Annotated in this window: 23 protein-coding genes and 1 tRNA gene; 15 read left to right on the forward strand and 9 right to left on the reverse strand. The window is 70.2% G+C overall.

Going from position 1 to position 26,561, the window contains the following annotated elements:
* Window positions 1–17 precede the first annotated feature (17 nt).
* Genes T9R20_RS05165 through T9R20_RS05175 form a run of 3 tightly spaced genes read right to left on the reverse strand, consistent with a single transcriptional unit; the run spans window position 18 to window position 3,282 of the window.
* Complete coding sequence (locus tag T9R20_RS05165) at window positions 18–1,712, reverse strand: tripartite tricarboxylate transporter permease (RefSeq protein ID WP_322411476.1); 1,695 nt, start codon at window positions 1,710–1,712, stop codon at window positions 18–20.
* Window positions 1,713–1,723: 11 nt separating this feature from the next.
* On the reverse strand, window positions 1,724–2,263 hold the full coding sequence (locus tag T9R20_RS05170; RefSeq protein WP_322411477.1) for a tripartite tricarboxylate transporter TctB family protein: 540 nt from the start codon (window positions 2,261–2,263) through the stop codon (window positions 1,724–1,726).
* On the reverse strand, window positions 2,260–3,282 hold the full coding sequence (locus T9R20_RS05175; protein WP_322411478.1) for a Bug family tripartite tricarboxylate transporter substrate binding protein: 1,023 nt from the start codon (window positions 3,280–3,282) through the stop codon (window positions 2,260–2,262). Before T9R20_RS05175 ends, T9R20_RS05170 begins: the two co-directional genes overlap by 4 nt.
* 168 nt (window positions 3,283–3,450) lie before the next feature.
* Between T9R20_RS05175 and T9R20_RS05180 the strand changes: the two genes are divergently transcribed.
* Window positions 3,451–5,037 carry a sensor histidine kinase gene (locus T9R20_RS05180; RefSeq protein ID WP_322411479.1) on the forward strand — a complete coding sequence of 529 codons (1,587 nt, stop codon included), beginning with the start codon at window positions 3,451–3,453 and terminating at the stop codon, window positions 5,035–5,037.
* Window positions 5,034–5,717 carry a response regulator gene (locus T9R20_RS05185; RefSeq protein WP_322411480.1) on the forward strand — a complete coding sequence of 228 codons (684 nt, stop codon included), beginning with the start codon at window positions 5,034–5,036 and terminating at the stop codon, window positions 5,715–5,717. The genes T9R20_RS05180 and T9R20_RS05185 overlap by 4 nt, the downstream gene beginning before the upstream one ends.
* Here the strand turns inward: T9R20_RS05185 and T9R20_RS05190 are convergent, their stop codons facing one another.
* From T9R20_RS05190 to aceA, 3 genes are all read right to left on the reverse strand, one after another.
* Window positions 5,718–6,920: a pyridoxal phosphate-dependent aminotransferase gene (locus T9R20_RS05190; RefSeq protein WP_322411481.1), complete on the reverse strand. Its 1,203-nt coding sequence runs from the start codon at window positions 6,918–6,920 to the stop codon at window positions 5,718–5,720.
* Between the two features lie 144 nt (window positions 6,921–7,064).
* Complete coding sequence (gene aceB / locus T9R20_RS05195) at window positions 7,065–8,723, reverse strand: malate synthase A (RefSeq protein WP_322411482.1); 1,659 nt, start codon at window positions 8,721–8,723, stop codon at window positions 7,065–7,067.
* 33 nt (window positions 8,724–8,756) lie between these two features.
* Window positions 8,757–10,070 carry an isocitrate lyase gene (gene aceA, locus T9R20_RS05200; protein ID WP_322411483.1) on the reverse strand — a complete coding sequence of 438 codons (1,314 nt, stop codon included), beginning with the start codon at window positions 10,068–10,070 and terminating at the stop codon, window positions 8,757–8,759.
* Between the two features lie 146 nt (window positions 10,071–10,216).
* Between aceA and T9R20_RS05205 the strand changes: the two genes are divergently transcribed.
* Window positions 10,217–11,713 carry a helix-turn-helix domain-containing protein gene (locus T9R20_RS05205; RefSeq protein ID WP_416182945.1) on the forward strand — a complete coding sequence of 499 codons (1,497 nt, stop codon included), beginning with the start codon at window positions 10,217–10,219 and terminating at the stop codon, window positions 11,711–11,713.
* A gap of 108 nt (window positions 11,714–11,821) precedes the next feature.
* Here T9R20_RS05205 and T9R20_RS05210 read toward each other — a convergent pair whose 3' ends face one another.
* On the reverse strand, window positions 11,822–12,652 hold the full coding sequence (locus tag T9R20_RS05210) for a type IV toxin-antitoxin system AbiEi family antitoxin domain-containing protein (RefSeq protein WP_322411484.1): 831 nt from the start codon (window positions 12,650–12,652) through the stop codon (window positions 11,822–11,824).
* A gap of 242 nt (window positions 12,653–12,894) precedes the next feature.
* Window positions 12,895–14,448 (reverse strand): PucR family transcriptional regulator, encoded by a 1,554-nt coding sequence (locus T9R20_RS05215; RefSeq protein WP_322411485.1) that lies wholly within the window; start codon window positions 14,446–14,448, stop codon window positions 12,895–12,897.
* 118 nt (window positions 14,449–14,566) lie between these two features.
* Between T9R20_RS05215 and gabT the strand changes: the two genes are divergently transcribed.
* From gabT to T9R20_RS05240, 5 genes are all read left to right on the forward strand, one after another.
* Window positions 14,567–15,979, forward strand: a complete 1,413-nt coding sequence (gene gabT / locus T9R20_RS05220; RefSeq protein ID WP_322411486.1) for a 4-aminobutyrate--2-oxoglutarate transaminase — start codon at window positions 14,567–14,569, stop codon at window positions 15,977–15,979.
* A 63-nt stretch (window positions 15,980–16,042) separates the two neighbouring features.
* Window positions 16,043–17,416 carry an NAD(P)/FAD-dependent oxidoreductase gene (locus tag T9R20_RS05225; protein ID WP_322411487.1) on the forward strand — a complete coding sequence of 458 codons (1,374 nt, stop codon included), beginning with the start codon at window positions 16,043–16,045 and terminating at the stop codon, window positions 17,414–17,416.
* Complete coding sequence (locus tag T9R20_RS05230) at window positions 17,413–18,360, forward strand: universal stress protein (RefSeq protein ID WP_322411488.1); 948 nt, start codon at window positions 17,413–17,415, stop codon at window positions 18,358–18,360. The genes T9R20_RS05225 and T9R20_RS05230 overlap by 4 nt, the downstream gene beginning before the upstream one ends.
* Window positions 18,357–19,910 (forward strand): APC family permease, encoded by a 1,554-nt coding sequence (locus T9R20_RS05235; protein ID WP_322411489.1) that lies wholly within the window; start codon window positions 18,357–18,359, stop codon window positions 19,908–19,910. Before T9R20_RS05230 ends, T9R20_RS05235 begins: the two co-directional genes overlap by 4 nt.
* 24 nt (window positions 19,911–19,934) lie before the next feature.
* A complete protein-coding gene (locus T9R20_RS05240; protein ID WP_322411490.1) occupies window positions 19,935–21,299 on the forward strand; it encodes an NAD-dependent succinate-semialdehyde dehydrogenase in 1,365 nt (454 codons plus the stop codon).
* Window positions 21,300–21,348: 49 nt separating this feature from the next.
* Here T9R20_RS05240 and ald read toward each other — a convergent pair whose 3' ends face one another.
* Window positions 21,349–22,467: an alanine dehydrogenase gene (ald, locus tag T9R20_RS05245; protein WP_322411491.1), complete on the reverse strand. Its 1,119-nt coding sequence runs from the start codon at window positions 22,465–22,467 to the stop codon at window positions 21,349–21,351.
* Window positions 22,468–22,589: 122 nt separating this feature from the next.
* Here ald and T9R20_RS05250 point away from each other — a divergent pair, with 122 nt between their 5' ends.
* The 7 genes from T9R20_RS05250 (at window position 22,590) to rplA (ending at window position 26,499) form a co-directional block, all read left to right on the forward strand.
* A complete protein-coding gene (locus tag T9R20_RS05250; protein ID WP_322411492.1) occupies window positions 22,590–23,084 on the forward strand; it encodes an Lrp/AsnC family transcriptional regulator in 495 nt (164 codons plus the stop codon).
* 99 nt (window positions 23,085–23,183) lie between these two features.
* The gene (locus tag T9R20_RS05255; RefSeq protein WP_322411493.1) at window positions 23,184–23,621 is read left to right on the forward strand and encodes a pyridoxamine 5'-phosphate oxidase family protein; all 438 of its coding nucleotides are present in this window, start codon (window positions 23,184–23,186) and stop codon (window positions 23,619–23,621) included.
* Between the two features lie 142 nt (window positions 23,622–23,763).
* Window positions 23,764–23,836: transfer RNA gene (locus tag T9R20_RS05260), tRNA-Trp, on the forward strand.
* Between the two features lie 44 nt (window positions 23,837–23,880).
* A complete protein-coding gene (gene secE, locus T9R20_RS05265; RefSeq protein WP_322411494.1) occupies window positions 23,881–24,147 on the forward strand; it encodes a preprotein translocase subunit SecE in 267 nt (88 codons plus the stop codon).
* A gap of 89 nt (window positions 24,148–24,236) precedes the next feature.
* On the forward strand, window positions 24,237–25,259 hold the full coding sequence (gene nusG, locus T9R20_RS05270; protein WP_322411495.1) for a transcription termination/antitermination protein NusG: 1,023 nt from the start codon (window positions 24,237–24,239) through the stop codon (window positions 25,257–25,259).
* A gap of 101 nt (window positions 25,260–25,360) precedes the next feature.
* Window positions 25,361–25,792 (forward strand): 50S ribosomal protein L11, encoded by a 432-nt coding sequence (gene rplK / locus T9R20_RS05275; RefSeq protein WP_248242083.1) that lies wholly within the window; start codon window positions 25,361–25,363, stop codon window positions 25,790–25,792.
* Between the two features lie 14 nt (window positions 25,793–25,806).
* A complete protein-coding gene (gene rplA / locus T9R20_RS05280; RefSeq protein ID WP_322411496.1) occupies window positions 25,807–26,499 on the forward strand; it encodes a 50S ribosomal protein L1 in 693 nt (230 codons plus the stop codon).
* Window positions 26,500–26,561 lie beyond the last annotated feature (62 nt).

The raw sequence follows: 26,561 nt of genomic DNA on the forward strand, positions 1-26,561 counted from the left end.
ACGGGGGCCGCAGGGGATCAGCCCGGGCGGTCCCCCCTGCCGCCCGGCCCGTCCGCGGCACCCGGATCCCCGGAACGCGCCGCGGCCGCTGCCCGCGCCGCCTGCTCGGCCCGGATCGTCTCCGTCTTCACGTCCGTGGGTCGCTCGCCCTCGTCCCACATCCGGTCGATCGCCGTCGCCGGCGAGGTCGTCGCCGCCAGAGACGCCTCCATGGCCCGCTCGAATCGGCTCTGACGCCGCTTCAGCCACAGCCCGACCGTGACGAGCACGATCAGCACCGCGTAGCAGGTGGCGGCGAAGGGGTGGAGCACCAGATCGACCATGTTCCCCTGGCTCAGCTGCAGCGCCTTGCGCAGCTGCTGCTCGCCCATGGGCCCGAGGATGAGCCCGACGATCAGCGGCGCGATCGGATACCCGAAGCGGCGCATGACGTACCCGAGCGCTCCGACGACGAGGAGGATCAGGATGTCGAGGGTCGAGAAGCTCACCGCGTAGGCCCCGAGGGTCGCGAAGGCGATGATGCCGGCGTAAAGGTAGGGGCGCGGGATCTGCAGCAGCTTCACCCACACGCCTACCAGCGGCAGGTTCAGCACGATCAGCAGGAGGTTGCCGATGTACAGGCTCGCGATCAGCGCCCACACGAGGTCGCCCTGGTTCTGGAACAGCAGCGGGCCGGGCTGGATGCCGTAGGACTGGAACGCGGTGAGGATGATCGCCGCGGTTGCCGTCGTCGGCAGCCCGAGGGTGAGCAGCGGCACCAGGACGCCCGCGGCGGCGGCGTTGTTCGCCGATTCGGGACCGGCCACCCCTTCGATCGCCCCGCGGCCGAACTGCTTCTTGTTCTTGGAGAGCTTCTTTTCCGCCGCATACGACAGGAAGGTCGCGACGTCCGCCCCGCCGGCGGGGATCGTGCCGATCGGGAACCCGATCACGGTGCCGCGAAGCCAGGGCTTCCACGACCGCCGCCAGTCTTCGCGCGACATGCTCGTGCGCCAGCTGCCCGAGACCGGGATGATCGGGATCGGGCCGTGCCGGAGGCGCGCGGCGACGTAGAACGCCTCGCCGACGGCGAAGAGTCCGACCGCGACGAGCACCACGCTGATGCCGTCGGACAGGGCCAGCATCCCCATCGTGTACCGGGCCTGGCCGGTCGTCGTCTCGGTACCGATCAGTCCCACGAACAGTCCGATGCCGAGCGAGGCCAGGCCGCGCGACACCGACGAGCCGAGGAGCGCCCCCACGGTGATGAAGGCCACGACGATGAGCGCGACGAAATCGGCGGGGGTCAGGGTGACGGCGAAGTCGGCGATGAGGGGGGCGAACAGAGTCAGCAGGGCTGTGGCGATCGTCCCCGCGACGAACGAGCCGATCGCCGCGGTGGCGAGGGCCGCAGCGCCGCGGCCGAGCTTGGCCATCTTGTTGCCCTCGATCGCGGTGATCACCGACGCCGATTCACCCGGGGTGTTCAACAGGATGCTGGTGGTGGATCCTCCGTACATGCCGCCGTAGTAGATTCCGGCGAACATCACGATCGCCGCGGTCGGCGGCAACGACAGGGTGAGCGGCAGCAGCAGGGCCACCGTCATGGCCGGGCCGATGCCGGGAAGGACGCCCACGGCCGTGCCGATCAGCACGCCCAGGAAGGCGAAGAGCAGGTACTCGGGCTGGAACGCCGTGGCGAACCCCTCGAGCAGGGAAGCGATGTTGTCCATGTCGATTCACCTCATCCGAACAGGGGACCGGGGCCGTACCACCAGTCGAAGGCGAGGCCTCGTGGGAGGAAGAGTCCGAGCACCTCGCCGAAGAGCAGCTGGGTGGCGATGCCGAGGATCAGCCCGATCACGAACCCGAGCCACGGGCGCTTCGCGCCCAGCGACCACGCGGCGCCACCGAAGAGGACGGCGGCCGACAGCCACCAGCCGAGGGGCTCGAGCAGGAAGATGACCGCCACGAGGAGCGCGGCCAGGCGCGCCATGGTCCACCAGTCGGTCGTGGCGTTCGGGTCGATGTCCTCGCCCTCCTCCTTCGCCCCGAGGCGACCTCGCACGACGTCGACGACCAGGGCGATGCCGGCCCCCAGGAGGATCACCGACACGAGGTAGGGGAAGACCCGCGGGCCGACCTGTGCGCCGGCGGGGGTGCGGATGAGGAAAGCGCCGACGAAGGCGTACACCCCGAGGGCGAGGATGCCGGCGGCGAAGATCAGCTCGCCGATGCGTTCTCCGCCCCAGCGACCCGATCCCCCCGCCTCGGCGGAGGTCATTGGATCAGTCCGATGTTCTGCAGGGTCCCCTGCACGTCGGCGATGTTCTCCGACAGGAACGCGTCGAACTCGTCGCCGGTGAGGAAGGCGTCGGTCCAGCCGTTGGTCTCCAGCACCGATTCCCAGGTGCCGGACTCATTCATCTGGCCGATGAGGTCGACCAGGCCCGCCTTCTCGTCTTCGGTGATGTCGCCGGGGGCGAGGAGGCCCCGCCAGTTGGTGTAGACGACGTCGAAGCCCTCGTCGACCATGGTCGGGGCATCCGGGAGCAGCGCGGCCGGCTCCTCGCTCGACACGGCGAGCGCACGCAGGTCGCCCGATTCGACGTACTGCGCGAACTCGCCCACGCCGGAGATCCCCGCCGAGGCGTTGTCGCCGAGGAGGAGCGAGACGGCCTCGCCGCCGCCGGCGTTGGGGATGTAGTTGAGCTTCTCGGTGATCTCCGCGCCATCCAGCCCCGCGTTCTCGAGCAGCAGCCCCGCGAGGATGTGGTCGGCCCCGCCGGCCGAGCCGCCGGTGATCGTCACCGACTGGCCGTTGTCGACGACGTCGTCGATGAGATCCTGCAGCGTCTGGTACTCCGACGAGGCGGGTACGACCACGACGAGCGGCTCTTCGGTGAGGCGGGCGATGGGGGTGGTGTCTTCCATCCGCGTCTCGGCGGCGTTGGTCTCCACGGCGCCGACCATCACCAGCCCCGTCACCATGAGGGTGTTCGGGTCGCGTTCGTTCGCGAGACCCGCGAGGCCGACGGTGCCGCCGGCGCCGCCGACGTTGGACACCGAGGCGGTGCTGACCAGACCGTCTTCGGTGAGGGTCGACGAGACTGCGCGGCCGGTCTGGTCCCAGCCGCCGCCGGGGTCGGCGGGAACGATGATCTGCACGGCGTCGGGGAGGGTCGCGGCGTCCGGCGATGCGTCATCGCTTCCCCCGCCCGCACCCGGCCCCTGCGGATTGCAGGCGGTCAGAGCCAGGATCGCGATGCCCGCCATCCCGGCGGTGAGAACGGTTCTGCGCATGTGAGGTCACTCTCCTTCGAGCTCCGGAGGCATCGGTACCTCCGGGGTGGAACCGACCGTAGGCATCCCCTCCGCGGCTGTCGCGCTTGTGGAACTAACGCGCACTTCGGCAAGTATTGGTCGCGCCCGACATCCGGCATCTCCCCGCCCCGGGGGCACAATGGGGGAGTGGTCCGAGCGATGTCGCTGAGACGGCAGCTGTTGCTGCTGCAAGCGTTCATCGTGTGCCTGGTGACGGTCGCGACCGGTGCGGTGGCCATCGCGGTGCAGGAGCGGATCATCCGCGATCAGACGCGGGAGCGCATGGTCGGCGTCGCGCTGTCCATCGCCCGCCTCCCCGACATCCGCGATGCGCTCGTCGCGGAGGATCCGAGCGAGCGCATCCAGCCGATCGCCGAGGTGATCCGCGAGTCGTCCGAACTCGCATACGTCGTCGTCACCGACGCGAAAGGCATCCGCCTCTCGCATCCCGATCCCGAACGCATCGGGGAGATGGTCTCGACCGATCCGTCGATCCCGCTGTCGGGAGAGATGTTCGTCGGGACGCAGACGGGCACCCTCGGCGAGTCCTGGCGGGTGAAGGTGCCGATCTACGCCTCGACCGGGGCGGACGAGGGCGGTGAGGTGATCGGGTCGGTCTCGGTCGGCATCCTGGAGTCCTCCCTCGCGCAGGACCTCCAGGCCTGGGTGCCCTGGCTCCTGGGTGCGGTCGCGGGGTCCGCCATCGTCGGGGTCCTCGGGGCGGCGTGGGTCACCGGCATCGTTCGACGCCGGATCTTCGCGCTTGAACCCGGAGAGATCGCCGAACTGGTGCGGGAGCGCGAGACGATGCTCCACCGGTTGAGCGAAGGGGTCATCACCGTCGACTCGGCCGGCGTCATCACGATGGCCAACGACGCCGCCGTCCGCCTGATCGGGGCGGGGGAGCTCGCCGGCCGGCGCGCGGTCGATGTGCTCGAGGACGCGGTGTTCGATGTCCTCGAGCGGGGTGAGCCCGAAGGGCGCGTGGTGCTCGCGGGAGAGCGCGCCCTCATCGCGCGGGCCACGGGTATGCGCGACGACGGCGGGGTCGTCGTCGGCGGAACGCTCTTCCTCCGCGACCACACCGCGCTCCACGAGGCGCTGCGCGAGATGGACGGCGCCCAGTCGCTGACCGACGGGCTGCGCGCCCAGGCGCACGAGTTCTCCAACTCGCTCCACGTGGTGGCGGGACTTCTCGAACTCGGGCGGATCGACGAGGCTCGCGGGTTCATCGAGCGGATCCGGCCCGGCGGCTCCGTGCCGCTCTCCGAGGACGGATCGGCCCTCTCGGGCGAGGTGGCCGCGCTCCTCGCGGTGAAGGTGGTGCAGGCGCGCGAGCGCGGCGTCGCCGTCGACGTGCGCGCGCAGCGCGACATCCCGCAGGGGATGGTGGGCGATGCGGTCACCATTCTCGGGAACCTGGTCGACAACGCCCTAGATGCCAGCGCAATGGGCGACCGCGTCGTGATCGAGGTCGCCGCCTCCGTCGACGGCGGCCTGCAGTTCACGGTCGAGGACTCCGGGCCCGGCGTTCCGCCGGCTCTGCGGGACGACGTCTTCCTCGAGGGGGTCAGCACCAAGGATGCGGGGGCGCGCCGTCGAGGGATCGGTCTCGCGCTCGTGCGCCGCATCGCGATGCGCCGCGGCGGCGAAGCACGCATCGACCGCTCGCCGCTGGGCGGGGCGCGGTTCACCGTCGTCCTTCCGCTCCGCACGCCGGCGGTGAGGACGTGAGCCTGCGGACCGTCGTCGTCGACGACGCGCCCTCGGTGGCGGCGCTTCACGGCATGTTCGTCACCGCGCATCCGGCGTGCGCCCTCGTCGGGAGCGCTGCGTCCGGCCCCGACGCGGTCGCCCTCATCCGGGCGGAGGCCCCCGACCTGGTTCTGCTCGATGTCCACCTCCCCGGGTTCTCGGGGATCGACGTGCTGCGCGACATCCGTGCCGATGCGGGGCTCGCGCAGCCGGATGTCATCGCGGTGACGGCGGCGCGCGACGTCGACACGATCCGAGACGCCCGGATGATGGGGGTTCGGCACTATCTGGTGAAGCCGTTCAGCGCGCACGAGCTGCACCAGCGCATCGACGACGTCCTGCGGGAGCGCGCAGGCACGGCGTCGGTCACCGCTCCGCTGGACCAGCGCGCCGTCGACGCCCTCATGCAGCCGGCGGGGCGCCGCACGCTTCCCAAGGGCCTCACCGACGAGACCCTGCAGACGGTCGCCCGCGCGCTGGAGGAGGCGGGCGAAGCATCGGCGTCGCAGATCGCCGACCGGGTGGGCCTGTCGCGGGTCAGCTGCCGGCGCTACCTCGAGCACCTCGCCGACGGCGGCAGTGCGACGCGCGCACTGGACTACGCCACGGCCGGGCGACCCGGCACGCGGTACCGGTTCGTCTCGGTCGCGCGCCGCTGATCAGGCGCCGAAGAGGCGCTGCAGGCGCTGCACGCCCTCGAGGAGTGCGTCGTCGCCGAGCGCGTACGACAGGCGGAGGTACCCGCTCGGGCCGAACGCCTCGCCGGGAACCACGGCCACCTCAGCCTTCTCGAGGATGAGGTCTGCGAGCTCCAGCGTCGTGGTCGGAGTGACCCCCGCCCACTCGCGGCCGAGGAGGCCCTGCACGTCGGGGTAGACGTAGAACGCGCCGAGCGGGTTCGGCACCGTGACGCCCGGGATCTTCGCCAGCTCGGTGACGATTACGCGGCGACGCCGGTTGAAGGCGTTCCGCATCTTCTCCGCCTCGATCTGCGGCCCGGTCAGTGCGGCCAGCGCAGCGCGCTGCGCGACGTTGTTGACATTGCTCGACAGATGCGACTGGAGGTTCGCGGCGAGCTTGATCGCGTCGGCCGGGCCGACCATCCAGCCCACCCGCCAGCCGGTCATCGCGTACGTCTTGGCGACGCCGTTGACCAGGATGGTCTGCCCCGCGACATCCGGAACCGCCTCGACGATCGAGGTGGCGCGTGCGCCGTCGTAGACGAGGTTCTGGTAGATCTCGTCGGAGATCACCCAGATGCCGTGCTCGAGCGCCCACTCGCCGATCGCCCGGGTCTCATCCGCGGAGTAGACCGCACCGGTGGGGTTGGAGGGTGAGACGAAGACGAGCACCGTGGTCCGTTCGGTGCGTGCGGCCTCGAGCTGCTCGACGGTGACCTTGTACTCCTGGTCGGCGCCGGCGAAGACCTCGACGGGCACGCCGTCGGCCAGCCGGATCGCCTCGGGGTACGTGGTCCAGTACGGGGCGGGGAGAAGCACTTCGTCGCCCGGATTCACCACCGCCTGGAAGGCCTGGTACACCGCCTGCTTGCCGCCGTTCGTGACGATGATCTGCGACGGCGCGACATCCCATCCGGAGTCGCGGAGAGTCTTCGAGGCGATCGCCTCGCGCAGCACCGGCAGGCCCGCTGCGGGGGTGTAGCGGTAGTTCGCCGGGTCGGCCAGGGCTTGGGCGGCGGCGTCGACGATGAAGGACGGAGTGGCGAAGTCCGGCTCCCCCGCGGCGTAGGAGATCACCGGGCGCCCGGCCGCCTGCAACGCCTTGGCCTTCGCATCGACCTTGAGCGTGGCCGATTCGGCGATCGCGGACAGTTTGCGGGAGAGAGGAGCGCGGGAGGTCACGGTAGAAGCGTAGCGGCGTGCCGCATCGGCCACCCGGCCGGGCGCGGTTCCGCCGTGAAACCGACCTCACCCGTCGAGACCGCACGCGGGGGCGTGGGTCTCGACGGGCGAGTGCGGTCTCGACGGTCCGGCGGGCAGGCCGGCTCAGGCGAGGTAGCGCGTGTAGGCCGGGACGGTGAGGAAGGCCGGGAACTCCGGCCGCAGCGCCACCTCACGGAAGAGGTCTGCGGCGTCGTCGAACCGGTCGCCGTCGCTGCGGGGCACGTCGCCCAGAACCTGCCGGATGAGGCCTTCGACGTATTCGGCCGTGATGGGTGTGCCGTCGGAGAGGGTGCGGTCCTGGTGGATCCACTGCCAGATCTGCGAGCGGCTGATCTCGGCGGTCGCGGCGTCTTCCATCAGGTTGTCGATGGCGACCGCGCCCACGCCCCGCAGCCATGCCTCGAGGTAGCGGATCGCCACCGACACGTTCGCGTGCACCCCCGCCGCCGTGATCGGCAGCCCGATGTGCACGTCGATCAGCTGCGAAGCCGTCACCACGACGTCGTCACGCTGACGATCGACCTGGTTCGGCTTGTCGCCGAGTACGGCGTCGAACTCCGCCCGCGCGACCGGGATGAGGTCGGGGTGGGCCACCCACGTGCCGTCGAACCCGTCCGCGGCCTCGCGCTTCTTGTCGGCGGCCACCTTCTCGAACGCCCGCGCGGTCACCTCGGGGTCGCGACGATTCGGGATGAAGGCGCTCATCCCGCCGATCGCGAAGGCTCCGCGCCGATGGCAGGTCTTGACCAGCAGTTCGGTGTAGGCCCGCATGAACGGCACCGTCATCGTCACCTCGCTGCGATCGGGCAGCACGAACCGGGCGCCGCGGCCTCGGTAGTTCTTGATGATCGAGAAGATGTAGTCCCACCGCCCGGCGTTCAGTCCCGCGCAGTGGTCGCGCAGGGCGTAGAGGATCTCCTCCATCTCGAATGCCGCGGGGAGCGTCTCGATGAGGACGGTGGCGCGGATCGTCCCGTGCGTAATGCCCAGCTCCCGCTCGGTGAACGTGAAGACGTCGTCCCAGAGGCGTGCCTCCTCGGCGCTCTCGAGCTTGGCCAGGTAGAAGTAGGGGCCGCGGCCGGCGTCGATGAGAGCCTGCGCGTTGTGGAACACGTAGAGCCCGTAATCGACGAGCGACCCCGATGCGGAGAGCGTCCGACCGCTGCGGTCGGTGAACTCCAGGTGCGCCTCGGGCAAGTGCCAGCCCCGCGGGCGCATCACGATCGTCGGGGTCTGCTCCGCCGTCACCCGATAGCTCTTGCCCTCAGGGCTGGTGAACGACAGCTGTCCGCGGATGGCGTCGTGGAGCGAGAGCTGGCCCTCGATGACGTTGCGCCACGTCGGCGAGGTGGCATCCTCCTGGTCGGCGAGCCACACCTTCGCGCCCGAGTTCAGCGCGTTGATCGTCATCTTGGGGTCGGTCGGGCCGGTGATCTCCACTCGGCGGTCCTCGAGGCCCGGGCCGGCCCCTGCCACTCGCCAGTGCGGGTCGTCGCGGATGTGGGCGGTGTCGTGCCGGAAGTGCGGGTCGCGCCCGTTGCCGATCTCGAACCGGTGGCGCATCCTCTCGGCGAGGCGATCGTGGCGGCGCCCGCCGAAGCGGTCATGCAGCGCGGCGACGAACGCGAGGGCCTCGGGCGTGAGGATCTCGTCGTAGCGAGGGCCCATGTCGCCGGTGACGCGGAGCGTCGGCCGGTGCGTGCGGATCGGGCCGGTGATCGGCCGCGTCGCGGGGGGCGGTGGGGCGGTGGTGAGAGTCATGATCGGGTCCTTCTGGTTCGAGAGAGCGTGGGGTCAGTGGAACTGCTGCGCCTCGGTGGATCCCACCAGGGCGAGGGTGGCGCTGTCGGGGTTGAGCGCCGTGGACACGCGGTCGAAATAGCCGGTTCCGGCTTCGCGCTGATGACGGGTGGCGGTGTACCCTGCCGCCTCGGCGGCGAACTCCGCCTCCTGCAGCTCGACGTAGGCGCTCATCGCGCGGTCGGCGTAGCCGCGGGCGAGGTCGAACATCGAGTAGTTCAGGGCGTGGAAGCCGGCGAGGGTGATGAACTGGAACTTGTAGCCGAGCTCCGCCAGCTCCTGTTGGAAGGTCGCGATCTGCCGATCGTCGAGATGGCGCTTCCAGTTGAAGCTCGGTGAGCAGTTGTAGGCCAGGAGCTTCCCCGGGAACTCCGCGTGCACGGCCGCGGCGAACTCACGGGCGAGCTCGATGTCGGGCTCACCGGTCTCGACCCACAGCAGATCCGCGTAGGGGGCGAAGGCGAGGCCCCGCGCGATCACCGAGTCCAGGCCCGGACGCACCCGGTAGAAGCCCTCGGCCGTACGCTCCCCGGTGAGGAACGGACGGTCTCGCTCGTCGACGTCGCTGGTGAGGAGGTCGGCGGCCAGGGCGTCGGTGCGGGCGATCATGACCGTCGGCACCCCCGCGACATCCGCCGCCAGCCGCGCCGCGTTGAGGGTGCGGATGTGCTGCTGGATCGGCACGAGCACCTTGCCGCCGAGGTGGCCGCACTTCTTCTCGCTGGCCAGCTGGTCTTCCCAGTGGATGCCGGCGGCGCCGGACTGGATGAGCGACTGCGCGAGCTCGTACGCGTTCAGCGGACCGCCGAAGCCCGCCTCGGCGTCGGCGACGATCGGAGCCAGCCAATCGCGGGTGGAGTCGCCCTCGGCGTGCTCGATCTGGTCCTGGCGGAGGAGCGCGTTGTTGATCCGTCGCACCACCGCCGGTACCGAGTTGGCGGGGTACAGGCTCTGGTCGGGGTAGGTCTGCCCGGCGAGGTTGCCGTCGGCGGCGACCTGCCAGCCGGAGAGGTAGATGGCCTTGAGGCCGGCGCGCACCTGCTGCACGGCCTGACCCCCGGTGTACGCGCCGAGAGCGCGGATGTACTCCTCGGTGTGGAGCAGGTTCCACAGGCTCTCGGCTCCGCGGTGGGCGAGGGTGCTCTCCTCGCGGACCGATCCGCGCAGCGTGACGACGTCGTCGGCGGTGTAGGTGCGGTGGACCCCGTCCCAGCGGGGATCGGTGTCCCAGACCTCCTGGAGCTCCGCGGCGGTCTGCGTCTGGTCGCCGGCGCGGAGCGGCGGGCGGCTGGCGGCGGTGGCGGTCATGGTGCTCTCCTTCATCGGATGTCTCGTGCCGACCGGGTCGACGCGAGAAGGTCGTGCACTCACTCTCCGTGAAGTTCGCAGACTAGACCCACCAGTTCGGGTGTGAACTTTCACGGAAGTTCTGCTCTCGTGACAGAATGACGGTCATGACGCTCGCTTCCGACCGCGAAGAAACCGTCGACCCCGACTCAGGCATCGAGGACGACGCGCTCGATCCGCTCATGATCGGCCGTCGCATCCGCGCCGTCCGCACGCAGCGCGGGATGACGCTGGAGGCCCTCGCCGAGGCCGTCGGACGAGCCCCCAGCCAGCTGTCGATGATCGAGAACGGTCGCCGCGAGGCGCGACTCTCGCTCCTCCAGGCGATTGCGCGCGCGCTCGGCACCACGCTCGACGTCCTCCTCTCCACCGATCCGCTCGATGAGCGGGCGACGCTCGAGATCGCCCTGGAGCGCGCCATGCGCGGGCAGACCTTCCAGGCTCTCAGCATCCCCCCGTTCCGCGTCGGCAAGACGATCCCGACCGAGGTGCTCTCGGCCCTCCTCTCGCTGCAGGGAGAGATCGAGCGCCTCCGCGACGAGCGCTCCGCCACGCCCGAGGAGGCGCGTCGGGCGAACGTGGCGCTCCGGCGCCTCATGCGCACGCAGGACAACTACTTCCCCGAGCTCGAGGCCGAGGCCCGGAGGGTACTCGACGCGGTGGATCACCCGGGCGGTCCGCTGACCCAGCGCGCAGCGTCCGACATCGCCGCCCACCTCGGCTTCACGCTGCACTACGTCGCCGATCTGCCGCAGACGACCCGGAGCGTCGCCGACATGAAGAACGGCCGCCTCTACCTCTCCAGTCGGGTGCCTGCGAAGGGCGACCCCCGCACTGCGGTGCTGCAGGCGCTGTCCAGTCGGATCCTCGGTCATCGAGAACCCACGAGCTACGCCGAGTTCCTCCGGCAGCGCGTGGAGACGAACTATCTCACCGGGGCGCTGCTGGTGCCCGAGGCCCACGTGGTGCCCTACCTGCTGGAGGCGAAGAAGGACCGGGCGATCTCGATCGAAGACCTGCGCGACGCCTATTCGGTGACCTACGAGACGGCCGCGCACCGGTTCACCAACCTGGCGACGGTGCACCTCGGTATCCCGGTGCACTTCCTCAAGGTGCACGAGTCGGGGACCATCACGAAGGCCTACGAGAACGACGACGTCAATTTCCCCACCGACCGGCTCGGCTCGATCGAGGGGCAGATGTGCTGCCGGCGGTGGACCTCGCGGGTGGTGTTCGACATCGCCGACAAGTTCAACCCGTACTACCAGTACACCGACACCGGCAACGGCACCTACTGGTGCACGGCGCGGGTCGAGCCCTCCAGCGAGGGCGCGCACTCGGTGTCGGTGGGGGTCCGCTTCGACGACACGAGGTGGTTCCATGGCCGCGACACGTCGAACCGCGGGGTCTCACGACACTCCGTGGAGGTGTGCTGCCGCCGCGCGCCGGCGGAGCTCGAATCGGCGTGGCGTGAGCACTCGTGGCCGAACGTCCGGACGCCCCGGACCCTGCTCGCGACCCTGCCGACCGGCTCGTTCCCGGGGGTCGACACGACCGAGGTCTACGAGTTCCTCCAGGCCCACGCTCCCGCATCCGGTTCCTGATCCGCGACTTCTGCGGGCTCGACGGCGGGCCGAAGGGATGACACGCCGGTCGGCACGCCGACGCGTCGGCGTGTCGCGACGCATCCCCGCGGTTGTGCACGGGTGCGGTCATCTGCCCGCGAGGTGGCGGCCCGCGACGACCTGCGCGAGGATCGCCCGCTCGACGACGTCCCAGTCGTGCACCACCATGGCGTAATCGAATCGCAGGGTGATGTACCCCCACATCGCTGCGTGCGCGTCGCGCATCCGATCCTTGTGCCGACTCGCCGGATCGTCGTGCCCCGCCCGCCCATCCACTTCAATGATGAGACGGTCTCCGATAAGGAGGTCGACGCGACCCACCGAGACGATGGTCACCTGCGCCCGAATGTGCAGGCCGAGGTGTCGCAATCGCCACCGCACGAGAGATTCGAGCCCACTGTCGGCTTCGCCCCGGGCGAAGTCGATCGCCTCGCCGGCTTCGATGGTGCAAGCCGTGCGGAGCCACGCGATTCCCGGACGCGAGATGCGCTTCAGGTGGATCGCGGATTCCAGCGCCACGAAGAAGGCCTCGACGCCGCAGCAAGTCAGGATCTGGCGGAGGACGCGGGGCACGGAGGGCATGCCGAAGGAGTCGGATGCCGCGCCGTCGTCCCAGTGCTCCACGCAGCGGCAGGCGTCGTGGACCAAGGTGTGGCCGTGTCCACCAAGCCAGACGTGCGGTGTGCCGCTGTCGGCGAGCACCCACAGTCCGAGATGGCGAGCGGCCGTGACGCAGGCCATCCGCCCCCCATGGGATGCCGCGGTCCGGGCATCGACGCAGGCTCCGGGTCGTGCGTAGACGCCGCGGCGGAGGCGTTCGACCTCACCGCGATCGAGGGCTCGTGCGATGTCTCGCCGGGTGAGCCCGACGCGCGCGAGTGCGCTCGCGCTGATCACGGGTTCGGGGTCGGTGCACATGTCGACATCCTGGGCGGGCGGCCTGCGACCGGCCGGGGCCGAAGCCGGATATGTGGAGGGATCGGCATCGGCTCCGCGTGTGGAGGAGAGGATGCCGTGTCGTGGTCAGCCGGTGCCCGCACACATCGGCGGGTCTGGGGGCTGACACGCCGACCAGGACGGGCCCAGCACGGCGTGTCGCCGGCCAGGCCCGCAGTTGCGCACAGGTGGGAGGGGGAGAGCAGGGGGAGGGGGTGGGAGGGTCAGGAGGATGCCGCGAAGGCGGCCCACAGCTCCGCCCGCACCGCGAACGACGACAGGTCGCGCTCGAGCACTCGCTCGGCCAGCGCCAGCCGAGTGCGCACGGTGTGGCGGTGCACCCCGAGGGCGCGTGCGCACGCCTCGTGCGAGCAGTCCTGCTCGAGCCAGGTCCGAAGCGTCGGCACCAGCGCCGTGGCGTGCGAGGCGTCGTGGGCCGCGAGCGGTGCGAGCTCGGCGTCAGCGACCGCGCGGGCCTCGCCCGAGAGCGCGGCGAGCGCGGCGATCACGCCTGACCGCGCGACGTCGGCGAAGTGGGTCACGGGCCCCCCGTCGCGCTCCGCCGCGCGGTCCCGCGCGATCCGCGCCTGCTCGACCGCGGTGGCGAAGCCGTCGTACCCGGTGGGGTCGGACACGCCGAGCCGGGCGTCGAACCGCTCGACGAGCTCGTCGAGCACGTCGGGCGCGGAGGCCGGCACGACGACCGCGAGTCCGTCGCCGCTCCGGCCGAAGAACACCGCGCCCCTGCGCTCCTCGGCGCGCAGCTCGAGGAACTCGGTGACACTGTCGATGCGCGCGGTCGCGGCATCCGTCATCGCCACCACCACCGGCGCGGCCGGCAGCGATCCCCACAGGTCGCGGGAGATCCGCCGCGCGAGGGCGGGATCGCCCGAGAGGAGCGATTGCACGAGCCCGGCGCGAAGCGTGCCACGGGCGCGGGCCAGCCCCTGCTGCTGCTCGAGGGCGAGGCCCGCCATCGCGATGACCGCGGTCACGACCCCTCGTCCCTCCTGGTCGAGGTCGCCGGCGGCGATGGCGATGACCCCGCGCAGGTGGCCGCCGCGGCCCAGCGTCTGCAGGGTGAAGGGCAGGGTGCCCAGGCGCAGCGACGACCCGGCACGGGCGCCGCGTCGCAGCACGGCGCCGATCTCGCCGTGGAGCGCCTCGGCGGTCGGCTCGTCCAGGCCCCGGGCCGGGTGCTCACGCGAGAGCTCGCCGGCGGCGTCGTAGAGTCCGACCCACGTGCCCAGCTGCTTGGCGAGCTCGGCCACCGTCGCACCGAGTCCGTCGGGGCGCAGGGCCGCCAGCGAGATGGCCCGCTGCGCCGCCAGCGCCCACGATCGCCGGGCGTAGCCGACGGCGGCGATGGCCTCGGCGTTCGCGCGGGCGACGGCGATGAAGGGCGTGCGGTAGGGCACTTCGAACAGCGGCATCCGGTGGTGACGACAGGCCTGGATGAGCGCGGGCGGGACGCCGTCGCGCACCACCTCGGTGCCGAACCCGACCCCCACCACCCCGCGCTCCGACAGACGCCTGACGTAGGCGTCGACGATGGACGGCTCGTCCTCGGCGTCGAGGAACTGCGTCCCCGTGGTCAGCAGCACGAGGCCCTCGGACAGGAACGGCGTCGGATCGAGCAGGTCGGTGCTGTGGACCCACCGCACGGGGCGCGACAGGGCGTCGTCGGGAGCGGTGTCCTCGTCTCGGAGGTGCAGGTCGGCGCGAGAGAGGAGGGAGCGAAGAGTGGGAGGCGCAGCCGCCTCGGCCGACGTCGTCATCGTGTCTCCTCGCGGGGCGGTCCGGACGCCCGCCCACTGTACGGATGGTACAACCCTCGAGCCAGAATGTACGGCGGGGCCGGTGCGCTCGCGGCATCCCGAACCCTACGCTCCCGGCATGACCGCTGCCACCCTCACCGCGCCCCCGCTCGGCGGACCGACCCTTCCGCAGGAGCGCCGACTCGTCACCGCCATCCCGGGTCCCCGGTCGCAGGAGCTGCTCGCCCGGAAGGCCGCAGCCGTCAGCGCCGGCGTCGGCCACACCGTGCCGGTCGAGGCCATCGCTGCCGGCGGTGGCGTCGTCGTCGACGCCGACGGCAACTCGTTCATCGACCTCGGGTCGGGGATCGCCGTCACCACGGTCGGCAACGCCCACCCCCGCATCGTCGAGGCCGTGCAGGCCCAGGTGGCGCAGTTCACCCACACCTGCTTCATGATCTCGCCCTACGAGTCCTACGTCGCCGTCGCCGAGGCGCTGAACCGCGTGACCCCGGGCGACCACGCCAAGAAGAGCGCGCTGTTCAACTCGGGCGCCGAGGCGGTGGAGAACGCCGTCAAGATCGCCCGCAAGTACACCGGCAAGCCGGCCGTCGTCGCCTTCGACCACGGCTACCACGGGCGCACGAACCTCACGATGGCGCTCACCGCCAAGGCCATGCCGTACAAGAGCGGGTTCGGGCCCTTCGCCTCGGAGATCTACCGGGCGCCGCTGTCGTACCCGTTCCGCGACGGACTGAGCGGACCGGATGCCGCGGCGCGGGCCATCTCGGTCATCGAGAAGCAGGTCGGGGCGGACAACCTCGCCGCCGTCATCATCGAGCCCATCCAGGGCGAGGGCGGCTTCATCGTGCCGGCCGACGGTTTCCTTCCGGCGCTGGTGGAATGGTGCCGCGCCAACGGCGTGGTCTTCATCGCCGACGAGGTGCAGACCGGCTTCGCCCGCACCGGCGCGATGTTCGCCAGCGACGTGTTCGGCATCGTGCCCGACCTCATCACCACGGCCAAGGGGATGGCGGGGGGCCTGCCCCTCGCGGCGGTCACCGGCCGTGCCGAGATCATGGACGCCTCCCACCTCGGGGGGCTCGGCGGCACCTACGGCGGCAACCCCATCGCGTGCGCGGCGGCGCTCGCCGCGATCGAGGCCTTCGAGACCGAGGGGCTCATCGAGCGGGCCCGCGAGATCGGCGGCATCCTCACCGAGCGCCTCCGCACGATCCAGGCGGCCGACCCCCGGCTCGGCGAGGTGCGCGGCCGGGGCGCGATGGTCGCGGTCGAGTTCGTCGATCCCGCCACCGGCGCCCCCGACGCCGCCCTCACCGCTGCGGTCGCGAAGGCCTGCATCGCCGAGGGCGTGATCGTCCTCACCTGCGGCACGTACGGCAACGTCATCCGGTTCCTGCCGCCGCTGGCGATCGGCGACGCGCTCCTGAACGAGGGGCTCGACGTGCTGGCGTCGGTCCTGGACGAGTCGCGCACCGACAGCGAGCCGGTGCTCGCCGGTGACGACGCGCCCACCCCGACGGCGGACTGACCCCGGAAAGACCCGGTGCAGCGGGGCCGGACGGCCTGCTCGAACCCGATGCGAAGGAGCACCATGACAGATCCCACCACCGACGTGCTCACGCGCGACGTCGTCATCGTCGGCGCGGGCGCAGCGGGCCTCACCGCCGCCAACGAGCTGCGCAAGGCCGGTCTCTCGGTCGCGGTCCTCGAGGCCCGTGACCGGGTCGGCGGGCGGCTCCACACCGACGTCATCGACGGCGCCATGCTGGAAGTGGGCGGCCAATGGGTCTCTCCCGACCAGGAGGCGCTCATCGAGACGCTCGAGGATCTCGGGCTGGAGACGTACTCCCGCTACCGCGAGGGCGACTCGGTGTACATCAATGCCGACGGCGAGCTCACCCGCTTCACCGGCGAGATCTTCCCCGTGCCCGAGGCGACCGAGAAGGTCATCGTCGAGCTGATCGAGCGACTCGACCGGATGGTCGCCGAGATCGATCCCGACCGCCCGTGGGAGCACCCCGACGCCGAGGAGCTCGATCGCATCTCGTTCGAGCGGTGGCTGGCCGACCAGACCGACGACGTCGAGGCCCGCGACAACATCGCCCTCTTCATCGCCGGGGCGATGCTGACCAAACCTCCCCACGCGTTCTCCACGCTCCAGGCGCTGCTGATGGCGGCCTCGGCAGGGAGCTTCTCGCACCTGGTGGACGCCGACTTCATCCTCGACAAGCGCGTCGTCGGCGGCCTGCAGCAGGTGCCGCTCCTGCTCGCCGAGCGCCTCGGGGCCGATGTCTTCCTCGATCAGCCGGTGCGGCGGATCGAGTGGACGGGCGGGGGAGTGACCGTGGCGTCGGATCGCATGACGGTGCGCGCCCGCTTCGTCATCCTCGCCCTGGCTCCGGTGCTCTACCCGCGCATCTCCTTCTCGCCGCCGCTGCCGCGACTGCAGCACCAGATGCACCAGCACATCTCGATGGGATTCGTCATCAAGGTCCACGCGGTCTACGACCGCCCGTTCTGGCGCGAGCAGGGCCTGTCGGCCACGGCATTCAGTCCCTACGAGCTCTGCCACGAGGCCTACGACAACACAAACCACGGCGACGAGCGCGGCACCCTCGTCGGATTCGTCTCCGACCGCCTCGCCGACGACGTCTTCTGCCTCTCGGCCGAGGAGCGCAAAGGACGCATCCTCGAGTCGCTCTCGCACTACTACGGTCCCGACGCGAAGAACCCGGTGGTGTACTACGAGAGCGACTGGGGCACCGAGGAATGGACGCGCGGCGCGTACGCCGCGAGCTTCGACCTCGGCGGGCTGGCCCGCTACGGCGCGGATCAGCGCGAACCGGTGGGCCCGATCCACTTCGCCTGCAGCGACATGGCGGGGCTCGGCTACCAGCACGTCGACGGCGCCATCCGGATGGGACGACTGGTCGCCACCCGCATCGTCGAGGAGGCCCGGGGATGACCGGTGCTCCCGGCGATAGCCCGGGGATGGGACCGATGCTCGTCGGATACACCGCGACGGATGCCGGGGACGACGCCGCGACGCTCGGTGCACGGCTCGCGGCGGCAGCCGGGACGGATCTCGAGCTCGCCGTCGTGCTGCCCTCCGACGACCGCAGCGTCATCACACCGCCCGACGCCGGCTACGACCAGTACCTCCGCCAGCAGGCCGAGACCTGGCTCGGCCGGGCCGAGGAGCGGGTACGCGAGGCTTTTCACGGGCACTCCCGCCGGGCCGGGGAAGCGCACCGCCAGGTCCGCTACGACGAGTCGTTCGCCGCCGGTCTCGTGGCCGCGGGCCACGAGACCGGCGCGTCGCACATCGTCGTGGGTGCGGGAGGCGGCGGCCTCCGCGGTCGGCACCGGCTGGGCTCGGTGGCCAGCGAACTGCTCCACTCCTCCGACCTCCCCGTCGTGCTCGCCCCGGAGGGGGCGCGACGCACCGACCCGGGGTCGGGCATCTCACGCATCACCGCCGCGGTCGGCACCCGTCCTGGCGCCGAGGCGCTGCTCGAGCACGCCGTCGCGCTCGCCGCGGCGACCGGCGCGGAACTCCGTCTGCTGTCGCTCGTCACGGTCGACCTCCCGCCGAGTGTCGACACCGGCGTCATCCGCCTGGCCGGAGCCGCACACGCCGAGGAGGTGCTCGAGGCCGCTCGCCACGCCCTCCCGCAGGGCATCGACGCCGAGGCGATCGTCGGCACCGGCGACTCGATCGAGGATGCCGTCTCGCACATCGGCTGGGAGCCTGGCGAGATCGCCCTCGTCGGATCGAGCCGGCTCGCCCAGCCCCGCCGCCTTTTCCTGGGCTCGACCGCAGCGAAGATGCTGCACGAGCTGCCCGTCCCCATGATCGTGGTGCCGCGCTCGCACGCCCGGCAGCCGCAGGAAGGAGAGCGGCGATGAGCACACCCGAAAGCTCCGCGCCCCTCGCACCCGCCACCGGCGACGACGCCGGCGGGCTGTCCCGCAAGGGACTGAGCGCCGGAGCCGTCGGGCTCGTCGGCGCCGTCGTCATCGGCATCTCGTGCATCGCGCCGGCCTACACCCTCACCGCAGCCCTCGGACCCACGGTGTCGTCGGTCGGCGTGCAGGTGCCCGCGATCATCCTGGTCGGTTTCATCCCGATGCTCCTGGTCGCCTTCGGCTACCGGGAGCTGAATCGACGGATGCCGGACTCCGGCACCTCGTTCACCTGGGCCTCCCGGGCGTTCGGGCCGTGGATCGGCTGGATGGCGGGGTGGGGCCTGGTCGCCGCGACGATCATCGTGCTGTCGAACCTCGCCGGCATCGCGGTGGATTTCCTCTTCCTGCTCATCGCCCAGATCGCGGGCACCCCCGAGATCGCCGAGCTCGCCGCCATCCCGTGGCTGAACGTCCTGGTGTGCCTGGCGTTCGTGGCCGGCGCGACGTTCGTGTCGTACCGCGACATGCAGACCACGCAGAGACTGCAGTACGTCCTCGTCGGCTTCCAGGTCGTCGTGCTGGTGCTCTTCGCGGGTGCGGCGATCATCGCGGCGATGTCGGGCAACGCCTGGGATGCCACCGCCTTCGACCTGTCGTGGTTCAACCCCTTCGCGATCGGATCCTTCAGTGCCTTCGCCGCGGGCGTGTCGCTGTCGATCTTCATCTTCTGGGGGTGGGACGTGACCCTCACGATGAACGAGGAGACGAAAGACCCCGACCGCACCCCCGGCCGCGCCGCGACGATCACGGTGGTGACCATCGTGGTGCTCTACCTCCTCCTCGCGATCGCCCTGCTGATGTACGCGGGCACCGGAGAGGGCGAGTACGGCCTGGGAAACCCCGACATCCAGGACAACGTCTTCTTCGCCCTCGCGGGCCCCATCCTGGGGCCGCTGGCCTTCCTGGTGTCGCTCGCCGTCCTCACGAGCTCGGCGGCCTCGCTGCAGTCGACGTTCGTCTCACCCGCGCGCACCCTCCTCGCGATGGGGCACTACGGCGCCCTGCCGCCCGCGTTCGCCCGGGTCAGCCCGCGGTTCTTCACGCCCGGCTACGCCACGCTCGTCTCCGCGGTGGTGGCGGCGGGGTTCTACGCGATCATGCGGTTCGTCAGCGAGAACGTGCTCTGGGACACCATCACCACCCTCGGCATGATGATCTGCTTCTACTACGGCATCACGGCCTTCGCGTGCGTGTGGTACTTCCGGAAGCAGTGGTTCGACTCGGTCCGCAACGTCTTCTTCACCCTGATCTTCCCGCTCGTGGGCGGCGTGATCCTCGCGGTGATCTTCGTGACGACCCTGGTCGATTCGATGGACCCGGACTACGGAAGCGGGTCGTCGGTCTTCGGGCTCGGCCTGGTCTTCGTGCTCGGTGTCACGATCATCCTCGTCGGGGTGGTCATCATGGTGTGGCAGGCCGTGCGGCGTCCCGCCTTCTTCCGCGGCGAGACCCTGTCCCTCGACGCACCTGCCAGCGCCCGCCGACGCTGACCTGTACGAAACGAACGGAGAATCATGACCGACTACGCCGTCATCAACCCCGCGACGGGCCAGACCCTCGCCACCTATCCGACGATCACCGACGACGAACTCGCCGCGGCGATCGACCGGGCCGACATCGCCTACCGGTCATGGCGCCACCTGCCGGTCTCAGAGCGCGCCGCGCTCATCCGCCGGGTCGCCGACCTCCACCGGGAGCGGCGTGACGAGCTGGCGGCGATCATCGTGCGGGAGATGGGCAAGCCGCTGGTCGCGGCGCTCGGCGAGGTGGACTTCGCCGCCGACATCACCGAGTACTACGCCAACGTCGCCGAGCGGGTCACCGCCGATCAGCCGCTCGAGATCGAGGGGGAGGGCACGGCCGTCATCCGTCGCACGCCGCTCGGCGTGCTCCTGGGCATCATGCCGTGGAACTTCCCGTACTACCAGGTCGCCCGCTTCGCTGCGCCGAACCTGATCCTCGGCAACACGATCCTGCTCAAGCATGCGCCGCAATGCCCGGAATCAGCCGCGGCCCTCGAGGCGATCTACCGCGACGCGGGGCTCCCGGTCGGCGCGTACACGAACATCTACGCCACCAACGACCAGGCCGCGGCCGTCATCGCCGATCCGCGCGTCCAGGGCGTGTCGGTCACCGGCTCCGAGCGTGCCGGCGCGGCCGTGGCCGAGATCGCCGGGCGTCACCTGAAGAAGGTCGCCCTCGAGCTCGGCGGGTCGGATCCGTTCATCCTGCTGTCCACGGATGACCTCGACGCGACCGTTCAGGCGGCCGTCGATGCGCGGCTGGACAACAACGGTCAGTCCTGCAACGCGGCCAAGCGGTTCATCGTCCTCGACGAGCTGTACGAGCCGTTCCTCGAGAAGTTCGCCGCGGCGATGGGCGGGGCCAAGGTGGGCGATCCGCTGGCCGAAGACACCGTGCTCGGTCCGCTCTCGTCCGAGACCGCGGCCGAGAGACTGCAGAAGCAGATCGACGACGCCGTCGCCCAGGGTGCCCGACTGGTGACGGGAGGAGCGCGCGACGGTGCGTTCTTCCCGGGCACGGTGCTCACCGACGTCACGCCCGATATGGATGTCTACGGGGAGGAGCTCTTCGGCCCAGCCGGCGTGGTCTACCGGGTGAAGGACGAGGCCGAGGCCATCCGCGTCGCCAACGACACCGGCTTCGGGCTGGGGTCGTACGTGTTCACCACCGACCCCGAGCAGGCCCAGCGCGTGGCCGACAAGATCGATGCCGGCATGGTCTACGTCAACGTGGTGCTCGCCGATTCGCCGGAGCTCCCGTTCGGCGGAGTCAAGCGCTCGGGCACCGGGCGCGAGCTGGGCCTTCTGGGCGCCGACGAGTTCGTGAACAAGAAGCTCATCCGCGTCGCCAGCTGAGTGCGTCGGGGCGGTGCGGCATCGTGCCGCCCCGCCCCGACTCGTCGTCTCAGGCCGCGAGCACCACGTCGGCCGTGGCGACGTCGAGCTGCAGCGCGCGTCCGACGTCGGCATTGGTGAGCATGCCGTCGTGCGTGCTGAGACCCGCCGTCAACGCCGGATCGGCGCGCAGCGCCTCTCGCCATCCCTGGTCGGCCAGCCGCAGCACGTACGGGGCGGTCGCATTGGTGAGCGCGCGCGTTGACGTCTCGGGGACGGCACCGGGCATGTTGGCGACGCAGTAGTACAGACTCTCGTGCACGGCGAAGGTCGGCTCGTCGTGGGTCGTGGGACGCGAGCCCTCGAAGCACCCGCCCTGGTCGATGGCGATGTCCACCAGCACCGACCCGGGCTTCATCGCCGCGACCATGTCGTCGGTGACGAGCTTGGGTGCGGCGGCCCCCGGGATCAGCACCGACCCGATGACGAGATCGGCGTCGACGAGCTGGTCGGCGATCTCGAGCGGCGAAGAGTGCCGAGTCTGGATGAGACCGCCGAACTCCGATTCCAGGGCGCGGAGACGCGGGAGCGAGATGTCGATCACCGTGACGTCGGCCCCGAAGCCCACGGCGTTGCGAGCCGCGTTCTCACCGGCCACCCCGCCGCCGATCACGACGACCTTGCCCTTACGGGTGCCGGCGATTCCGCCGAGGAGCGTACCGCGTCCCCCTGCCGGGCGCATGAGGTGGGTCGCGCCGACCTGGATCGACAGCCGTCCGGCCACCTCGCTCATGGGGGTGAGCAGGGGGAGCGAGCGATCGGGGAGCTGCACGGTCTCGTAGGCGATCGAGGTGACGCCGCTGGACAGGAGCGCGTCGGTGCACGCGCGGGACGCGGCGAGATGAAGGAACGTGAAGAGCACCTGGCCCCGTCTCATCCGGCCGTACTCGGCGGCGATGGGCTCCTTCACCTTGAGGATGAGCTCTCCCTGCCCCCAGACCTCGTCCGCCGTCGGCGCGATCCGCGCTCCCGCGGCGGCGAAGTCGGCGTCCGAGATGCGCGACCCCTCTCCGGCGCCGGCTTCGACGACGACCTCGTGACCGCGGCGACGCAGCTGGTCGACGATCGCAGGCGTCACTGCCACACGGTCTTCGTTGTTCTTTATCTCCGCTGGAATACCGACGAGCATCACAGCTCCTTTCGCCTATGGTGAATAGTGTTGAAGAAAAGTCGTCGGATCGGCAGTGCTTCAGCAGAAAGTTCGGCGAGTGATGTCATTCGACGAGGTCTCGACGAAGAAGGAGGTCCGGGATGACACTCGAGCCGAAGGATCCACAGCCCGTGCCGCTGGACGATCTCGATCGGCGGATCCTGGACGAGGTCACCGCCGACGGGCGGATCACGAACGCCGCGCTCGCCGAACGGGTGGGTGTCGCCCCGTCCACCGCGCACACCCGCCTGCGCGGCCTAGTCGATCGCGGCGTCATCTCGTCGTTCACGGCGAGCGTCGCCCAGGCCAAGCTCGGCGTGGCCCTCCAGGCGCTCGTCGGGGTGACGCTCCGGCCCGGCGCGCGCCAGGCGAGCATCACCGACTTCGCCGAACGCACCCGCTCGCTGCCCGAAGTGGTGCAGGTGTTCTTCCTCGGCGGCGCCGACGACTTCATCGTCCACGTCGCCGTGACCGACTCCTCGGCGCTGCGGCGATTCGTCGTCGAGCAGATCTCCGGTCATGATCGCGTGGCTTCGACCCGGACGAACATCATCTTCGACTACCACCGCAACGCCGTCGTCGACTCGTTCCGCTGATCCCGCGCGCCGAACTCCCTCCCCGGTCCGCCCGTCACCGCCTGAGCCCTCGCCCCGCCGGTCTGTCGCGGATTCAGGGCCCGCGGCACAATGGTGTCCATGCACGACAGCGACGACGCGGTGATCGCCCTCGATGACGACCAGTGCTGGGACAGGCTGCGACGACACGAGCTCGGGCGTCTGGTCACCCACGTCGGCGACGTGCTCGACATCTTCCCCGTGAACTACGTCGTCGACGACGCCACGATCCTCTTCCGAACCGCGCCGGGCAGCAAACTGGTCGAGCTGACGGTGAACGACGAGGTCCTCTTCGAAGTCGACGACCACACCGCAGACGACGCCTGGAGCGTCGTCGTTCGCGGACGCGCCCAGCGACTGGACACCTCCGCCGAGGTGGAGCGCGCCGACGGCCTCGGGCTCTCGCCCTGGATCCCGACGCTGAAGTACGTCTACGTCCGCGTCGTCGCACACGCCGTGTCGGGGCGTGCCTTCCCGCGCGACCCGGAACCGGAGCGGTACGGCGTCGCGGCCTCCTGAGGGATTCGCGGGGCCCGCGGGCATGACGTAGACTGGGGCATGCAGTTGAAGTCTGCATTCTTTCGCCGTGCCCGCCGGTCGGGACGACCTTCCTTCAGGCAGGGGTGGATGGGTGCAGGCATCCCGGGGTCTTCCGACCCTTAGGGCGGTAGCTCAATTGGCAGAGCAGCGGTCTCCAAAACCGCAGGTTGCAGGTTCGATTCCTGTCCGCCCTGCGCGTCAGCGTCTGCTGGCACGAGGAAACAATCAGGTGGGTGGCATGCTCCAGGACGAGCCGAAGAACGAGGTGGTCGCGCGCAGCGACGCACCCCGAGAGAAGAAGCCCAACTTCTTCGCGCGCATCGTCCTGTTCATCCGACAGGTCTTCGCCGAACTCCGCAAGGTCGTCACGCCGACGCGGCAGGAACTGGTGAAGTTCACCGCCGTGGTGCTCGGTTTCGTCCTGGTGATGATGGCGATCGTCTACGGCCTGGACGTGCTGTTCGTCTGGATCGCGCAGTACGTCTTCGGGGTTCCGGGCGCCTGAGCCGACATCGCGCCCACCGGGTCGCTCCGGTGGCGGCGCGCGACGCGTCGAGCCGGAACCCCCGGCCACGACAGAGGAAGAGAACACAAGTGTCTGAAAGATATGTCGACGACGCCGACTGGGCGCCCGCGGCGGAGCAGTCCTCCGAGGAGGACGAGGCCCAGGAGGGCAACATCCTCGAGTTCGAGGAGCGCGCGAACACCCCCGCGGAGCACAGCGCCCTCCACATCGTCGATGACGAGGACGACACCCAGGACGACATCGAAGAGCTCGACGACGTAGAGATCCAGGATCCGGAGGCAGACGCCATCGTGAACGACGCCCTGAACATCGACGAGACCGCCGAGGCCGAGGCCGCCGCCGAGGTGCTCAACGACTCCGTCGCCGAGGAGATCGCCGAGCTCGAAGCCGAGGCGGCGGACGAGGTCACCCCGTACGACGGTCCGGATGTCAACGGCGAGGACGACCGCGACGATGTCGCCGACGACGAAGAGCTCGACCCGTTCGAGGCCTTCCGCGCCGAGCTTCGGTCGCTTCCGGGCAAGTGGTACGTCATCCACTCGTACGCCGGATTCGAGCGCAAGGTGAAGGCGAACATCGAGCAGCGCAAGTCCACGCTCGAGGTCGAGGACGAGATCTATCAGGTCGAGGTCCCGATGGAAGACGTCGTCGAGATCAAGAACGGCCAGCGCAAGATGGTGACCCGCGTGCGGATCCCCGGCTACGTGCTGGTGCGCATGGACCTCAACGAGGACACCTGGTCGGTCGTGCGTCACACCCCGGGCGTCACCGGGTTCGTCGGCAACGCCCACAACCCCACCCCCCTCCGCTTCGAAGAGGCCTTCACCATGCTCAAGAGCCTGGTCGAGGTCAAGGAGGTCGCCCCCGCGAAGGGTGCCGCCAAGGGTGCCCCCGCCGCCGCGCGCAGCATCCCCGCCGAGGTCGACTTCGAGGTCGGCGAGACGATCACGATCAAGGAGGGCTCGTTCGCGGGTCTTCCCGGCACGATCAGCGAGATCAAGCCCGAGAGCGGCAAGCTCACGGTCCTCGTCTCGCTGTTCGAGCGCGAGACCCCGGTCGAACTCAGCTTCGACCAGGTCACCAAGCTGTAGAGACTTCCCGGCCGCAGGCCGGGGGAACCGCGGTCCGGAAACGCCGGACGTGCGGGAGAAGCGGATGCCGCGGCATCCGGTTCGAGGAAAGGAAAACGAACATGGCACCGAAGAAGAAGGTGACCGGCCTGATCAAGCTCCAGATCAACGCCGGCGCCGCCAACCCTGCACCGCCGATCGGGCCCGCGCTCGGTCAGCACGGTGTGAACATCATGGAGTTCTGCAAGGCGTACAACGCCGCGACCGAGTCGCAGCGCGGCAACGTCATCCCCGTCGAGATCACCGTCTACGAGGACCGCAGCTTCACCTTCATCCTGAAGACCCCGCCGGCCGCTGAGCTGATCAAGAAGGCTGCGGGCGTGCAGAAGGGTTCGCAGACGCCGCACACGGCCAAGGTGGGCAAGCTCACCAAGGACCAGGTGCGTCAGATCGCCGAGACGAAGATGCCCGACCTGAACGCGAACGACATCGAGGCCGCCTCGCTGATCATCGCCGGCACCGCCCGTTCCATGGGCATCACGGTCGAGGACTGAGGGGGAGGAAAACCATGGCAACCAAGTCCAAGGCCTACCAGGCCGCGGCCGCGAAGATCGCGGCCGACACGTTCTACTCGCCCACTGAGGCCGTCGCCCTCGCGAAGGAGACGGGCTCTGCGAAGTTCGACTCGACCGTCGAGGTCGCGCTGAAGCTCTCGGTCGACCCGCGCAAGGCGGACCAGATGGTGCGCGGCACCGTCATCCTGCCGCACGGCACCGGTAAGACCGCCCGCGTCATCGTCTTCGCCACCGGCCCGGCGGCCGAGGCCGCCATCGCGGCCGGTGCGGACGAGGTCGGCGGCGCCGAGCTCATCGAGAAGGTCGCGGGTGGCTACACCGCCTTCGACGCCGCCGTCGCCACGCCCGAGCTCATGGGCCAGGTCGGTCGCCTGGGTAAGGTGCTGGGCCCCCGCGGCCTCATGCCGAACCCCAAGACCGGCACGGTGACCCCGAACCCCGCCAAGGCGGTCGAGGACATCAAGGGTGGAAAGATCGAGTTCCGCGTCGACAAGCACGCCAACGTGCACTTCGTGGTCGGCAAGGCCTCGTTCAGCGCCGAGCAGCTGGACGAGAACCTCAAGGTCGCCCTCGAGGAGATCATCCGTCTGAAGCCCTCGAGCTCGAAGGGCCGCTACATCCAGAAGGGCGCCGTGTCGACCACGTTCGGCCCGGGCATCCCCCTGGACGTCAACTCGCTGGCCTGAGCGCCATCGCACACGGAGGGCTCCGCCGATCGGCGGGGCCTTCCGTCGTTCCCGGGTGGCGC

Origin of the sequence: Microbacterium invictum, from assembly GCF_034421375.1 — a bacterium.
Lineage (GTDB): Bacteria > Actinomycetota > Actinomycetes > Actinomycetales > Microbacteriaceae > Microbacterium > Microbacterium invictum_A.

Coding starts and splice junctions, on each gene's coding strand:
- T9R20_RS05165 (WP_322411476.1), bottom strand. CDS start 1,712: ATGGACAACATCGCTTCCCTGCTCGAGGGGTTCGCCACGGCGTTCCAG.
- T9R20_RS05170 (WP_322411477.1), bottom strand. CDS start 2,263: ATGACCTCCGCCGAGGCGGGGGGATCGGGTCGCTGGGGCGGAGAACGC.
- T9R20_RS05175 (WP_322411478.1), bottom strand. CDS start 3,282: ATGCGCAGAACCGTTCTCACCGCCGGGATGGCGGGCATCGCGATCCTG.
- aceB (WP_322411482.1), bottom strand. CDS start 8,723: ATGACTCTCACCACCGCCCCACCGCCCCCCGCGACGCGGCCGATCACC.
- aceA (WP_322411483.1), bottom strand. CDS start 10,070: ATGACCGCCACCGCCGCCAGCCGCCCGCCGCTCCGCGCCGGCGACCAG.
- T9R20_RS05205 (WP_416182945.1), top strand. CDS start 10,217: ATGACGCTCGCTTCCGACCGCGAAGAAACCGTCGACCCCGACTCAGGC.
- T9R20_RS05210 (WP_322411484.1), bottom strand. CDS start 12,652: ATGTGCACCGACCCCGAACCCGTGATCAGCGCGAGCGCACTCGCGCGC.
- T9R20_RS05215 (WP_322411485.1), bottom strand. CDS start 14,448: ATGACGACGTCGGCCGAGGCGGCTGCGCCTCCCACTCTTCGCTCCCTC.
- gabT (WP_322411486.1), top strand. CDS start 14,567: ATGACCGCTGCCACCCTCACCGCGCCCCCGCTCGGCGGACCGACCCTT.
- T9R20_RS05225 (WP_322411487.1), top strand. CDS start 16,043: ATGACAGATCCCACCACCGACGTGCTCACGCGCGACGTCGTCATCGTC.
- T9R20_RS05230 (WP_322411488.1), top strand. CDS start 17,413: ATGACCGGTGCTCCCGGCGATAGCCCGGGGATGGGACCGATGCTCGTC.
- T9R20_RS05235 (WP_322411489.1), top strand. CDS start 18,357: ATGAGCACACCCGAAAGCTCCGCGCCCCTCGCACCCGCCACCGGCGAC.
- T9R20_RS05240 (WP_322411490.1), top strand. CDS start 19,935: ATGACCGACTACGCCGTCATCAACCCCGCGACGGGCCAGACCCTCGCC.
- ald (WP_322411491.1), bottom strand. CDS start 22,467: ATGCTCGTCGGTATTCCAGCGGAGATAAAGAACAACGAAGACCGTGTG.
- T9R20_RS05250 (WP_322411492.1), top strand. CDS start 22,590: ATGACACTCGAGCCGAAGGATCCACAGCCCGTGCCGCTGGACGATCTC.
- T9R20_RS05255 (WP_322411493.1), top strand. CDS start 23,184: ATGCACGACAGCGACGACGCGGTGATCGCCCTCGATGACGACCAGTGC.
- secE (WP_322411494.1), top strand. CDS start 23,881: ATGCTCCAGGACGAGCCGAAGAACGAGGTGGTCGCGCGCAGCGACGCA.
- rplK (WP_248242083.1), top strand. CDS start 25,361: ATGGCACCGAAGAAGAAGGTGACCGGCCTGATCAAGCTCCAGATCAAC.
- rplA (WP_322411496.1), top strand. CDS start 25,807: ATGGCAACCAAGTCCAAGGCCTACCAGGCCGCGGCCGCGAAGATCGCG.